Source organism: Pseudomonas berkeleyensis (genome assembly GCF_014109765.1).
Classification (GTDB): domain Bacteria; phylum Pseudomonadota; class Gammaproteobacteria; order Pseudomonadales; family Pseudomonadaceae; genus Aquipseudomonas; species Aquipseudomonas berkeleyensis.
In genome coordinates this window covers 1,678,663-1,691,069 of sequence record NZ_CP059139.1, presented here as the reverse complement: position 1 = coordinate 1,691,069, position 12,407 = coordinate 1,678,663, and the positions used below count along the sequence as shown (strand labels likewise).

Here is a 12,407-nt window from a genome sequence, read left to right as displayed (position 1 = left end):
TCGTCTTACTTTCTGACGTGTTACAGGGGCGTCAGCGCGAGGCGCGTGCCTCGCTCGCGCCTTCGTTCTGAACTGAACCACTCCGGCGCTCGCTCATACGCGCCACGCCGCCGTCGCGCGCACGCGCGCCTCGTGCCTCGGCGTGCGTTCGTGCGCTAGCGGCTTCGCACGCCTTTCTCTCCATCCAGTGCTCGGGGTATTCAATTCGGTCTTGTCGGTCGATCAGGCACGGTTGTTCCTGGACGTAGGCAGGCACCTGAGGACGATCAAAGGGCGGAAGGCTGGCGTACCAGAGGAAGGCGCTCAGCAGCGCCAGGAACACAAGGTGCAGGCAGTCAGCGAAGTGCAGCGGGCGGGTCTGGATCAACACCAAGGGCTTTGCCCTTGTCATCCCACTCTTGCCGCCGAGGGCTCGGGAGCGCGGGGCGGTGAAGCTGCCCCACTCTCCCGTGGTCAGGCTTGTTTTCATGGCGCGGGGTCAAGGGTGCGCTGCGCCCGTGCTTCCGTTCGCCGGAACGGTGGAGCTGTTCCGACGAGCCGGGAGCGCGGCCCCTGACCCGGAACCATCGGCGGAATGGGTCAGGGTCATGCGGCCCAGTACGTTGCCGGAACCATGCCGGTCGCGGTACCGCATCGCCCTGATAGTGCAAATGTCGTCGAAGTAGAATTCGTTCGGGTTGCCCGTGCTGGAGCTGACCTCGACGGCGAGGAAACAAGGAGCGCCTTGCATGCTGTCCCGAGGGATCAGCACGCCGACGATATCGGCGCACTGCCAGAAGGATTCCGTATCCCCTTCCCACCTCAGTTCCAGCAGGACGGTTTGGCCGACGTAGCTCAGAGCCGTAGGCGTATCCAGGGTCAATCCGCGCTTAGCCATGGCGGCGCTCTCCTTCCGTGGGTTGCTGGGCTTGGATCAGTTGCGGGAGCTGCAAGCGCTCCAGCACCTTGGCAGTGGTGTGACCACGACCGTGAATGACTCGGGCGGTCTGGATCAAGTGGAAGTGCACTTCCAGCGGGTGCTCGTGGCCGCCTTCGAACGGCATGGTCAGGAAGTAGCCGTCTTCAAACACGCCCGGCACTGGCAGTACCAGGCCAATGACGTGGTAGCAGCGCCACCGGCGTTCGCCTTCATCTTCCCAGTACAGTTCCATGAGCACGGTCTGCCCCAGGAGACCAACAGCGGTAACCGGGTCGAGCTGGAAAGGTTGCTTAGCCATGGGCGTAGTCCCCTTCCTTGAACTCGGCTTTGCCTTTGGTCAGATCGGCCCGCAGGCGAGCCAGGTTGACCATGCGGAAGTCGGCCAGCTTGAGCGTCGGGATGGTGCCGGTAGCGGCCCAATCGGCCACCTCTTCCACTGACACGCCACTCAGCTCGGCAAAGGTCTTGAGGCTGCACAGGTCGAGGCTTTCGTCTGCTTTGCTCATAGCGTCCATTCCTGTTCAAGCAGTTGTTGGTGCAGCAAGGCCACGTTGACCATGGTGCGCTTGCCTACCTTGCGCGACGGCAGGTAGTTACGTTCGATCCAGGTGCGCACAACGATGGGTTCGTCGCCCATGCCGATCCACTCGGCAAACTTCTGCCACGGCATCAAGGGCGGGGCACCGTGCAGCTTTTGGGGGTCAAGACCTTCCGTATCCATCGGCTTTAATCCACTATGTTCGGCAATTTTCAGAGAGCAGCAAAGGAATCTATTTCCTTTGCGGAAATTATTACCGCGCATAGCAGGGCTAAGCAATTATTTCCTTGCTATTTATCGATGAATAATCTGCATATGACCACCAGCGCTGATAGAGCAAGGCTACTAATCAAGAAGATCGGCCCGAAGAAGGCCAGCGAGGCAGGCGGCGTCAGCCACGATAGGTGGCTGAGTGTGAGCAAAGGTGCGGTGCGAGTAAGCACCGAAGAGATTGACGTACTGATCAAGCTCTTCCCCCAGTACGCCCTGTGGCTGGCAAACGGGCAGGTAGCACCAGAGATTGGCCAAACCAGTCCTGACTACGACGAAGCCAACCGAAACTTGAACCAACCCAACGCGGGATAGCGATCACCCTGGAAGCTGCTAGGCGCTGGTTCGCCCGCGAGGTTTGAGATGGAAAGATCAGCAGATAGAGCACGGTTATTGATCAAGACGGTTGGCCCCAAGAAGCTGAGCCAGATGAGCGAGACGGATCACAGCCGATGGCTGAACGTGAGCAAGGGAGCTGTGCGAGTGAGCACGGAGGAAGTAGACGTGCTGGTCGGGCTTTACCCCCATTACGCCCTATGGCTGGCCAGCGGGAAGACTGCGCCAGAGATCGGCCAGACCAGCCCAGCCTATGACGAAGCCAACCGAAACTTGAGCCAACCCAACGCGGGATAGCGATCACCCTGGAAGCTGCTAGGCGCTGGCACGCCCGAAAGGATCTCGGTCAACCATGAAGAAACTGATATGCACCATCCTGTGCCTTGTCGCGTTCACGCAGGCCAAGGCAGCCGAAGAAGTCGCCTTCTACGTAGGGCAAGCCCATGACGAATGGGCTTTCAAAGTAACGGGGAAAGGCCGAGCGCTAGCAGGAAAGAGCCTTATCTATACAAGGCTCGACGAGCTGCAGATCGTAAACAATCCAAAACACTCAAAAACCAGATACATAGAGAGTGTTGAAGTCGCCTACGCCTACATCAACAAAGACGGAGTATGGGACTTCAAATCGGTTAATAGCTTTCACCCCGTCAATAAGAACGTACGCCCTGGGGAGAAACTTACAATCAAAGACCTTGAGGCAGGGCTGGATTTAGGTAGCAAAAGAGCTCGTGATTACTGGGTACTCGTAACGCTCTGGCTAAGCAAAAGAGAAACTGTACACGCTCATTCAAGACGAGACATATTCAAATAACCTGAAATCACAGGCGCTTAAGGTTATCAGTTCCAAAATAGCAACGAACAAACTTAACAATTTCATCAGCAACAGGCTTGAAGTGTTCAAACTCTTTCATGTACTCGGTCAGCAGATTACGAGACCATACTGCATGAGCATCCATATCATGAAGTGACGGAAATTTTGCCGCCAAGCTCTTCGATTCTTTCTCAAGCAACCTCATAAGAATAGATTGATTGTTACCTACAATCTTTAAATATTCAGACAGCAACTCCACCATTCTTGATGGCAGCAATGGATTCTCTAAGAGCTGTGTAATTCTCTGAGTCATCTCACAGCACTGTTTATTGAGATAAAGCCTATCAACCTCATGCAAACTCCAATCACCCACATACACCTGAGAGTACAATGCACTACCGCTCCCGTCTTGCGAGCCAGAAGTTTTTTTGATTGATTCAATAGTGTGAATCTTCATTGGACAGTCAGTCGAATTATAAAGCCTCTTATCAGGATCAAATTTCATATCAAAAACACTGGCAGCATAGGAGTCCAACAAATAGCAAGCATTCGCATTAAATAATGCATAGAATTTGAAATCCTCTCTAAGTGGGACTTCGCCTTTTCCAACAAAAAGCGACATCACTTCACTCATAACCTTCAACTGTTCCTTGAACACCTCCGTCCGAATGGGCTGTAGCACTGTACGGCGGGCTTGACGATAGGTAAGGACAGCTAACACCCCCGCCAACAACCAAAAGACAATTTGCACAATATCTTTTAAAACCACCAAGTAATCCATTTGCCCCTCCACAGAAACAAAATTCTTCGCAACATAGCAACCTAGCGAGCAAAGAAAACAACAAACCAATTTCAAGACAAAATAGAACTCCCCAGCTCCCCCACCAAACACCCCGCTTACTAAAACCTTATTTCCGACTTAAATCCGAGCGACATGTGAGAATCAGGAATAACTTTAATAATAGCCTTAAAGTAATTCCGAGTGACTTCAATACACCAATTTAAAAACCTAGAGTCTTTCTCAATCAACTCAAGCCAGCTTTTACCTTTATCCAAGGCATCGGGAACACAAACCAACCCTTTACGCTGAAGATCTTTAACAAAATCAGGATACCCCTCAATCAGTGAGTTCTTCCCATCGGAGAGAGAAAAAGACTGATCTTGTTTAAGAGTCTCTCCTTTAGCATGAACAATCTCATTTCTAATGTTATTTAACAGAATAAATTCCTGCCATACTTTTGTCCCTTTTGGAGGCTTTTCACCAAATGCCTTAAAAATAAACTCTATCTTGTCTTCTAGACCCCTACGTTCTTTCTCTAGCGCCTGCAACCCCTCGCAAGCTTTAATCTCTTGCTCTGTTATGGAGTGTAAAAAAGAAACGCAGAATACATAACTAGATCGAAAAAACCCTTTGCTTTCTCGGTCTTTATTGGGGCACGCATCCTTATGATCTACAGCTATCTTATACCACTCCGTCAAATCATGAGTTAACGCCTCAATACTTGCAGCACAAAGAATTACCACAGCAACTCCTTGCTCAAATCTTGAGCACTCAAGAGCCCGATCAAATAAAGCTGGCGCATGATAAGGAATAAATATCCGATGATTAGAGCTCTGCATAATACTGACCAATACTCAAAACAATTAAGATTAATGGCGACAACATAGTTCGTGTTGCAACATTTAATTATGAATAAATCACAACCTCAAAGACCGCACGCCCCAGAATCACCACGCATGTGATGGCCAGACGCTACTGACTGGCACCATGGCTGTCTAGCGAGAGAGTCGAAAAAGTGTCGAAATCACTGCAAGGGATAGCAGAGAAATGCCGCAAAGGATGGGCTGCAAGACCAGTAAAGCCGGGCTTTGCGGATCAAAGCGAGGCCCCGGAAAGGGTTCGATTCCCATCACCCGCTCCAGACAGCCAAGAAAAAGCCCCGTCATCACTGATGGGGCTTTTTCGTTTCACTAATCCAGTATCCAATCAGGAATTCTACTTACAGCCACGGCCTCTTCTCCTACGGATTAAAGCCGTCCTGACCATTCACCCATTTACCGGAACTTCTGCTCCCCCACGCCCACAGAAAACCATGTGAGTTTTTCTGGAGGCCCCTGGCGATGGAACAGTGGAATATCTGGCTTGAACGTGATCTCTGGCTGAACGTAGCGATTGTGCTGGTCGCCACGTTACTGATCTACAGCGTACTACGTACCTTGGTGAACACCCTGCACAAGCGGCTCAAGGCCTGGTCGAAGGATCAGGACGGCAGTTGGCCGCATTTCATTGCCATGGTGATCGGTCGCACCAACCGCCTGCTGCTGCTGGCGTTCTCCCTGCTGTTGGCGCTGCGCCTGGCGGATTTGCCGCTTACCTGGCAAAGCGCGTTGAGCCATACCTGGTTCGTCGCCCTGGCCTTGCAGGTGGCGCTGTGGGTCGATACCGGCGTGCGCCTGTGGTCGCGCAGCCTGGTGATGGGCAAGAGCGGGGGCCACTACAACCCGGTGATGACCACCATCATCAGCATCATGGTGCTGATCGTGGTGTGGTCGGTGATGCTGCTGTCGATCCTGGCCAACCTCGGCGTGGATATCACCGCACTGGTGGCCAGCCTGGGGGTCGGCGGTATCGCCGTGGCACTGGCGGTGCAGACGGTGCTCAGTGACGTGTTCGCCTCGCTGTCCATCGGCGTCGACAAACCGTTCGAGATCGGTGATTTCGTGGTGTTCGGCGAGGTGGCCGGCAGCATCGAGCACATCGGCCTGAAGACCACGCGCATCCGTAGCCTCAGCGGCGAGCAGGTGGTGTGCGCCAACGCCGACCTGTTGCGGCAGATCGTGCACAACTACAAGCGCATGGACACCCGACGTATCGTCTTCAAGTTCGGCATCAACTACGACACGTCGAGCGAGAAGGTGCGCCAGGTGGCGGAGAAGGTCGGCGAGATCATCCGCGCCACGCCCAAGACCCGATTCGACCGCGCGCACTTTCTCGGTTTCGACGAAAGCCAGCTGACCTTCGAGGTGGTCTATATCGTCCTCACGTCGGACTACAACCAGTACATGGACATCCAGCAGGAGATCAACCTGCACTTGCTCGATGCCCTGCGCGAGCTGGATGTGCGCTTCGCCCTGCCCCGTCGCGACCTACGCCTAGTAGGCGAGAAGATGCCGGTGCTGAAGGTCGCAGGCCTGCCGCAGCAGGTGGAGAGCGATAGCGACGCCAGTGATCAGCGGTTGCCGCGCTTCAGTTGACGTATAACAGCGAGCGAATCGAGCGATCTACGCAACAAACCTGTCACCGCTGCGCTGTATATCCGCGTATGACGCAACGATAGAGTGGGCGAAAAGGAGACTTCGCCCATGCTCACCGAATCACTCGAACTGCAGTACTTCTTCGACCCGTTGTGCGGTTGGTGCTACGCCAGTGCACTAGCGCTGGAAGGGTTGGCCGAACAGCATGGCGCCGCACTGCGCATGATGCCCGTTGGCCTGTTCATGCAACCGCGCCCCATCGCGGCGATTGCCGAGCACGCCTGGCATAACGACCAGCGCATCGCCGAACTCACCGGCCAGCGTTTCACCGAAAACTATCGCAATCAGGTGCTGCTGGCGCCCAAGGGTGTGTTCGATTCGACTGCACTGACGCGGGCACTGGTAGCGCTGGGCGAGCATAGCGCCATACTGGAACCACGCCTGCTGCATGCCGCGCAATGCGCCCGCTATGTCGACGGTGTGGACACCTCTGATGCCGCCAGAGTCGCGGAGATTGCCGTGGAGGTTGCAGCAAGCGCTGGCCTGTCGCTCGATACCGACGCTTTTGCAACGCGACTGCGCAATGACCCAGCGCTTGCGGCGATCACCCAGCGCCGCGTGTCGGATGCCAAACGAGCCTTGCAGATCATGCCTCCTGGCGGCGTTCCACAGTTACTGCTGCGGGTGAACGGGCACAGCCAGGTGATCGTCGGGCAGGATCTCTATACAGGCGCCGAAGCGTTGTTGGCTCGTATCGACGCCGCGCGCTGAGGAAACGCTCAGACCACGCCCACGCCTGCATCGAAGATGGCCAGAAGCCAGCCCAACAGGGCCTCTGGCCATCATCCAAGCCATTGAAAAATTAGCATTTATCCCTTCACATCGCTTCGACGCGCCGCTACGCTGCGGCCCCATGATTCGATGTCTACTGCCTCTGTTCTGCTGTTTCCTCACCCTCTCGCTCAACGCTGCGCCGCGTGACTTCAACGAAGCCAAACGCCTTGCCCGGCCGCTGTATGCCCAGCAATCCACCGAGTTCTACTGTGGCTGCAAGTACAGTGGCACTCGGGTCGATCTGCGTTCCTGTAGCTACACGCCGCGCAAGAATGCCACTCGCGCCCAGCGCATCGAGTGGGAACATATCGTTCCGGCCTGGGTGATCGGCCATCAGCGCCAGTGCTGGCAGAAAGGCGGACGCAAGCACTGCGCGGCCAACGATGTACAGTTCCGCAAGGCCGAAGCGGATCTGCACAACCTGGTGCCGAGCATCGGCGAGGTGAATGGCGACCGCAGCAATTACGCCTTCGCCTGGCTGCCACAGAAGCCGCATCAATACGGCCGTTGCGAGACGGTGGTGGACTTCAAGGCGCGCAAGGTGATGCCGCGTCAGGCCGTACGCGGAATGGTCGCACGCACCTACTTCTACATGGCTGACCGCTACAAGCTGCGCCTGTCGAAACAGGATCGTCAGCTCTACGAAGCCTGGCACAAGGCCTACCCACCCAAACCCTGGGAACAGCAGCGCAACCAGCAGGTGGCTTGCGTGATGGGTTGGGGCAACCCGTACGTGGGCAAGGTGGATATGAGCCGCTGTGCTCGCGGGCGCGGATAGGGATCAGGGACTTGTGCGGTGCCCGCTCAGCGCTCTCGATACCATGCGCGTTGATTCGGCGCTGGACGGCTTTTAAGCTCTGCCGCACATAGCACCCGCCGCGCCCACAAGGACGTCCCATGATTCCCATCAGCCCCACGGCCATGCTGCTCGGAGCGCTGTTCCTGCTGCTCGCCATCATCTGCGTACCCGGCCTGCTGGGCTTGCTCGGCGCCAGCCTGCATCCACGCGCCAGGGCTTACATGCTGGCAAGACGCAAGCGCTTTGGGTTTCTCGCCGTATTCTTCATCGTCGGCAGCCTGCCAGCCTTTCAATTGCTGACCTGGCAGTTGCAGGACTGGTACGAAGCACGCGCACTCGTTCAGCGCCTGGAATCCGAACAGGTGCTCGGCGAACTGGTGCTGCCAGCCGGAACACGGGTGAAGATCGCGCGCCTGGAGCCTGACACGAATCTGAGTGGCGATCCCCTCCCCTATGGTTTGCAGAGCCTGCAGCATGCCGAGTTCGACAAGGCACCAGGCAAAGTGCGTGATGTGCGGGTGCACAGCCTGTCTCTGGACGAAACACGAGCCAGCGCGCAACTGGTAGAGGATGCACGTATCGACGGTTGGCTGTGCTCGTCGCAAGCCGATGTCACCTTCCGCTACCCGCTTGGCACACAGTTCAAACCAGCGGATTGGCAGCTGGACAGCTGCACCCTGGCAGCGGGCAGCGAGGTGGCAGGCGCCATCTGGCCAGCACCGGTATCCGTGCAGGCGCTGCAAGACGGACGCTGGCAGTTGGCGACCGACGACACGCCGATCCACTTCCAGGGGCTCGAGCTGCGTATCTGGAACCTATGGCTCGACGGGCCCTATGGTGAGCTTCAGGGCTGGCAAGCCGAGTTGACCCAGCCACTCGAACTCGGGCCGATGCAGTATCCGGCTGACACGCGTGTACGCGGTTACCAAGGCAACCTGTTGTTCAGCCCGTACGACGAAGCGCCAGCCATGGATCGCCGTGACGGCCAGCCGCTCAAGCCGAATGTGTCGGTGGAGCAGAACGCTGCCGGCGAGGTACTGGGCATTCATGAGAATCAGGACGTGGGCGTGATCGATTGGTTCAGGCTCGTGCCCTGAACCAATCGCAGCTAAAGACGCCTCTAGCGGGAGCGTATGGGGCGTGCCGTGCGTACCACTTTCGTAGCCCGGATGTATCCAGAGATGCACGCGGGGATCACGCGTAGGGCGAACCGGAACGCCAGCCGCTCGTAGCGAAGCGAACAGTCCGCCATTTGCGACAACCTCCATCCAGCGTAGTGCTTCGCGACGACTGCATGGATGCAGGAGATAGAGCGACGCAGGAGGCCAAAGCCGAGTACGCCCTCCGTCACTGGAGGCTCATGGCTGAGACCGTAGGGTGCGCCGTGCGCACCGCTGGTGAAACGAAAGATATCGCGGCTGAAGCCGCTCCTACGGATTGGTGCTCCTGCGGCACCATTACTGCGACAAGCGCTGCAACTCGCGACGCACCATGTTGGCGAACTCCGGTGGGCTGAGCTGGTACAACTCCTGCGCCACCCAGGCCAGCCAGTGCCCTTGCAACTCGGCCTTGCGCGACAGCAGGCGTTGGGCCTCGGTTTCGGCGCGGGCCTGGTGCTCGCGGTGGTAGTCGGCGCGGCTCGGTTTTTCTGTGTTCACGGTGCTGCCCTTTTCCTCATACCAGGCTGAGCAGGCATAATCGCGGCCTGTCCGCCCATTTCGACCGTCATCAATGCGCATCCACGTCAGCTTCATCGACCGCGTCGGCATCACCCAGGAAGTCCTGGCGCTGCTCGGCGGGCGCAATCTGAACCTCGATGCGGTGGAGATGGTACCGCCAAACGTCTATATCGATGCACCGACCCTGAGCGCCGAAGTGCTCGAGGAGCTGCGCGGCGCGCTGCTGCAGGTGCATGGCGTGCAGAGCGTGGAGGTGGTGGACATCCTGCCCGGCCAGCGCCGGCGACTGCAGCTCGATGCGCTGCTCGCTGCGATGCCCGACCCGGTGCTGGCGGTGGATGATCGCGCCACCGTGCTGTTGGCTAACCCGGCGCTGGTCGACATGTGCGCCCGCCCTCCCGAGGGCTTGAGCATCGCCACCCTGTTCGCCGATGACGCGCTGCAACAATCGCTGCTCACCGCGGGTTTTCACCAACCGCTGCGCGAGGTGCATTTCGCCGGCCAGCCGCTGCTGCTCGATGCCCAGCCGATCACCGAAGACGGTCGCCTGACGGGTGGCCTGCTCACTCTTTATGCGCCCAGCCGCATGGGCGAACGCCTGGCAGCGCTGCATCACGATCATTCCGAAGGCTTCGACTCGCTGCTCGGTGAGTCATCGCCGATCCGTGCGCTCAAGGCTCGCGCCTTGCGCGTGGCCTCGCTCGACGCGCCGCTGCTGATTCACGGCGAAACCGGCACCGGCAAGGAGCTGGTCGCACGCGCCTGTCATACCGTCAGCGTGCGCCGCAGTGCCCCTTTCCTGGCGCTGAACTGCGCCGCCCTGCCGGAGAATCTGGCCGAGAGCGAGCTGTTCGGCTACGCCCCCGGCGCCTTCACCGGCGCACAGCGCGGTGGCAAACCGGGGTTGCTGGAGCTGGCCAACCAGGGCACGGTGTTCCTCGATGAAATCGGCGAGATGTCGCCTTATCTGCAGGCCAAGCTGCTGCGTTTTTTGAGCGACGGTAGCTTCCGCCGCGTCGGTGGTGACCGCGAGGTGAAAGTCGACGTGCGCATCCTCAGCGCCACCCACCGCGATCTGGAGAAGATGGTCGCCGAAGGCAGTTTCCGCGAGGATCTATTCTACCGCCTCAATGTACTCAATCTCGAAGTGCCGCCGCTGCGCGAGCGCGGCCAGGACATTCTCTTGCTAGCCCAGCACTTCATGGCCCAGGCCTGTGCGCAGATCCAGCGCCTGCCCTGCCGCCTGGCGCCGGCCACCTTCCCGGCGCTGCTGGCCGGGCGCTGGCCCGGCAACGTGCGCCAGTTGCAGAACGTGATCTTCCGCGCTGCCGCCATCTGCGACAGCAACTGGGTGGAGATGGATGATCTGGATATTGCCGGCACCGAGGTGGCGCCGAAGGTCGAGGGCGAAGTCGGCAGCCTGGAAAAGGCCATGAACGACTACGAGAAGGCGCTGCTGGAAAAACTCTACGACAGCCACCCATCCAGCCGCCAGTTGGCCGCACGCCTGGGCACCTCGCACACAGCCATCGCCAAACGCTTGAAGAAGTACGGGATACCGGGCAAGCACTGACGCACTCGCCCCGTAGGGAGGGTTAGGCGCCTGTCTGAAATACCAATGACCCCGCAAGCTCCGGTGCGCCGTAACCCACCATTGTTGCAACACGGAAGATCGTCCGGTGGGTTACGCGGATCAGATCGACGCGGTGGCGTTGGATACCTTGATCACCCCGCAGGCCACGCGCGCTCCGCCGCCACCGAGAGGCTGCGGATGATCGGAATGATTGTCGGCGCCGGCATGGATCATCAACGCACGACCATTGAGCTCTTCCAGGCGCTTCAGCCGAGGCGCCAATACCGGCTGGCTGGCGCTGCCATCATCGGAGACGTAGAGCGCAGGCAAATCACCAAGGTGGGCATTGTCTTCCCAGGGGAAACCGTGACGGCCGGCGTTGTCCGGATCCCAATGGCCACCGGCAGCGCCAGCCGGGGTCAGCTTGCCGTCGACCTGCGCGGCATCACAGCTGGCGTTCACATGCACATGGAAACCATGCAGCCCAGGCTCCAGGCCGTTCAGCTCGGGGGTGAACACCAGGCCATAGGCGGACTGGCTGATGGTTACGGTTCCCAGCGGCGTACCTGAACCACTCTCGGTGGCCTGCGACATCGTCACGCTGACCGTCTCGCTGGCGTGCAGACTGGTGGCACCCAATAGCGCGAATGCCAGTGGAATCAAGGGTTTCATGAGTGCAGACGCTCCTTTGCAGTGAGTAGTGCTATACCGACCTCCCGCACCACCCAGCGGTTCCGACAACACCGCCGTATCGATTTCGAACCACCGTAACGATTTCGCAACAAAGCCTTGTAACCCACGGCCCGCCTGGCACGACCTCAACTTTTCCAAAAGCGACACCGACATTCGTAGCGATATCGTTACAAGGGGGCGCACACAAATCCCAGAAAAATACTTAAGCCATTGTTTTAATTGATATTTTTAACATTGGCACCCGCATTGCTATAGCTCTCTACAATCTTGCCCGCCATCTAGAAGCGGGCGCCATCACCCCTTGAGGAGTTCACATGAGCGAGTTGCGTTTCACTGCTGATCACGAATGGCTGCGTCTGGACAACGATGGTCTGGTGACCGTCGGCATCACCCATTACGCCCAGGACGCGCTCGGCGACGTGGTGTACGTGCAACTGCCGGAAGTGAAGGCCTTCGCCCAGGGCGAGGAAGTAGCCGTGCTGGAATCGGTGAAAGCCGCCAGCAACATCGTCATGCCGCTGGATGGCGAGATCGTCGAGGTCAACGGTGAGCTGGAAGGCAGCCCGGAGCTGGTCAACGAGTCGCCACTGGAAAAAGCCTGGTTCTTCCGTATGCGCCTGGCCGACAACGCCGTGCTGGCCGACCTGCTCGACAAGGCCGGCTATGATCGTCTGTTGAACGCCAACGCCGACGCCTGAGT

General features: G+C 58.2%; 17 protein-coding genes. 8 read left to right on the top strand and 9 right to left on the bottom strand.

What is annotated here, in order from left to right; all coding sequences use genetic code 11:
- Positions 1-31: 31 nt before the first annotated feature.
- From HS968_RS07865 to HS968_RS07845, 5 genes are read right to left on the bottom strand one after another with little or no spacing between them, the layout of a single operon-like run.
- On the bottom strand, positions 32-469 hold the full coding sequence (locus HS968_RS07865) for a hypothetical protein (protein WP_182370879.1): 438 nt from the start codon (positions 467-469) through the stop codon (positions 32-34).
- Between the two features lie 9 nt (positions 470-478).
- A complete protein-coding gene (locus tag HS968_RS07860; protein WP_182370877.1) occupies positions 479-877 on the bottom strand; it encodes a hypothetical protein in 399 nt (132 codons plus the stop codon).
- Entirely contained in the window at positions 870-1,217 is a 348-nt protein-coding gene (locus tag HS968_RS07855; protein WP_182370875.1) for a hypothetical protein, read from the bottom strand. The genes HS968_RS07860 and HS968_RS07855 overlap by 8 nt, the downstream gene beginning before the upstream one ends.
- Entirely contained in the window at positions 1,210-1,425 is a 216-nt protein-coding gene (locus tag HS968_RS07850) for a hypothetical protein (protein WP_182370873.1), read from the bottom strand. Before HS968_RS07850 ends, HS968_RS07855 begins: the two co-directional genes overlap by 8 nt.
- Positions 1,422-1,640 (bottom strand): hypothetical protein, encoded by a 219-nt coding sequence (locus HS968_RS07845; RefSeq protein WP_064494269.1) that lies wholly within the window; start codon positions 1,638-1,640, stop codon positions 1,422-1,424. Before HS968_RS07845 ends, HS968_RS07850 begins: the two co-directional genes overlap by 4 nt.
- A gap of 132 nt (positions 1,641-1,772) precedes the next feature.
- Between HS968_RS07845 and HS968_RS07840 the strand changes: the two genes are divergently transcribed.
- Both HS968_RS07840 and HS968_RS07835 read left to right on the top strand, forming a co-directional pair.
- Complete coding sequence (locus HS968_RS07840) at positions 1,773-2,042, top strand: DNA-binding protein (protein ID WP_182371584.1); 270 nt, start codon at positions 1,773-1,775, stop codon at positions 2,040-2,042.
- Between the two features lie 373 nt (positions 2,043-2,415).
- A complete protein-coding gene (locus HS968_RS07835) occupies positions 2,416-2,874 on the top strand; it encodes a hypothetical protein (protein ID WP_182370871.1) in 459 nt (152 codons plus the stop codon).
- Positions 2,875-2,881: 7 nt separating this feature from the next.
- Here HS968_RS07835 and HS968_RS07830 read toward each other — a convergent pair whose 3' ends face one another.
- Together HS968_RS07830 and HS968_RS07825 are read right to left on the bottom strand one after the other, a co-directional pair.
- A complete protein-coding gene (locus tag HS968_RS07830; RefSeq protein ID WP_182370869.1) occupies positions 2,882-3,655 on the bottom strand; it encodes a hypothetical protein in 774 nt (257 codons plus the stop codon).
- Between the two features lie 119 nt (positions 3,656-3,774).
- Complete coding sequence (locus HS968_RS07825) at positions 3,775-4,494, bottom strand: hypothetical protein (protein ID WP_182370867.1); 720 nt, start codon at positions 4,492-4,494, stop codon at positions 3,775-3,777.
- A 501-nt stretch (positions 4,495-4,995) separates the two neighbouring features.
- Here HS968_RS07825 and HS968_RS07820 point away from each other — a divergent pair.
- The 4 genes from HS968_RS07820 (at position 4,996) to HS968_RS07805 (ending at position 8,859) form a co-directional block, all read left to right on the top strand.
- On the top strand, positions 4,996-6,129 hold the full coding sequence (locus HS968_RS07820; RefSeq protein WP_182370865.1) for a mechanosensitive ion channel family protein: 1,134 nt from the start codon (positions 4,996-4,998) through the stop codon (positions 6,127-6,129).
- A 108-nt stretch (positions 6,130-6,237) separates the two neighbouring features.
- Positions 6,238-6,900 carry a DsbA family protein gene (locus HS968_RS07815; RefSeq protein WP_182370863.1) on the top strand — a complete coding sequence of 221 codons (663 nt, stop codon included), beginning with the start codon at positions 6,238-6,240 and terminating at the stop codon, positions 6,898-6,900.
- 142 nt (positions 6,901-7,042) lie between these two features.
- The gene (locus HS968_RS07810; RefSeq protein WP_182370854.1) at positions 7,043-7,741 is read left to right on the top strand and encodes an endonuclease; all 699 of its coding nucleotides are present in this window, start codon (positions 7,043-7,045) and stop codon (positions 7,739-7,741) included.
- A 119-nt stretch (positions 7,742-7,860) separates the two neighbouring features.
- Positions 7,861-8,859 carry a hypothetical protein gene (locus HS968_RS07805; RefSeq protein WP_182370852.1) on the top strand — a complete coding sequence of 333 codons (999 nt, stop codon included), beginning with the start codon at positions 7,861-7,863 and terminating at the stop codon, positions 8,857-8,859.
- A gap of 360 nt (positions 8,860-9,219) precedes the next feature.
- On the opposite strand, the gene HS968_RS07800 is transcribed toward HS968_RS07805, so the two are convergent.
- On the bottom strand, positions 9,220-9,420 hold the full coding sequence (locus HS968_RS07800; protein WP_182370850.1) for a hypothetical protein: 201 nt from the start codon (positions 9,418-9,420) through the stop codon (positions 9,220-9,222).
- A 73-nt stretch (positions 9,421-9,493) separates the two neighbouring features.
- Here HS968_RS07800 and HS968_RS07795 point away from each other — a divergent pair, with 73 nt between their 5' ends.
- Positions 9,494-11,014, top strand: coding sequence for a sigma-54-dependent transcriptional regulator (locus tag HS968_RS07795; RefSeq protein ID WP_182370848.1), 1,521 nt, complete (start codon positions 9,494-9,496; stop codon positions 11,012-11,014).
- Between the two features lie 120 nt (positions 11,015-11,134).
- Here HS968_RS07795 and sodC read toward each other — a convergent pair whose 3' ends face one another.
- Positions 11,135-11,686 carry a superoxide dismutase family protein gene (gene sodC / locus HS968_RS07790; RefSeq protein WP_182370846.1) on the bottom strand — a complete coding sequence of 184 codons (552 nt, stop codon included), beginning with the start codon at positions 11,684-11,686 and terminating at the stop codon, positions 11,135-11,137.
- A 335-nt stretch (positions 11,687-12,021) separates the two neighbouring features.
- Between sodC and gcvH the strand changes: the two genes are divergently transcribed.
- Positions 12,022-12,405 (top strand): glycine cleavage system protein GcvH, encoded by a 384-nt coding sequence (gcvH, locus tag HS968_RS07785; RefSeq protein WP_106739411.1) that lies wholly within the window; start codon positions 12,022-12,024, stop codon positions 12,403-12,405.
- Positions 12,406-12,407 lie beyond the last annotated feature (2 nt).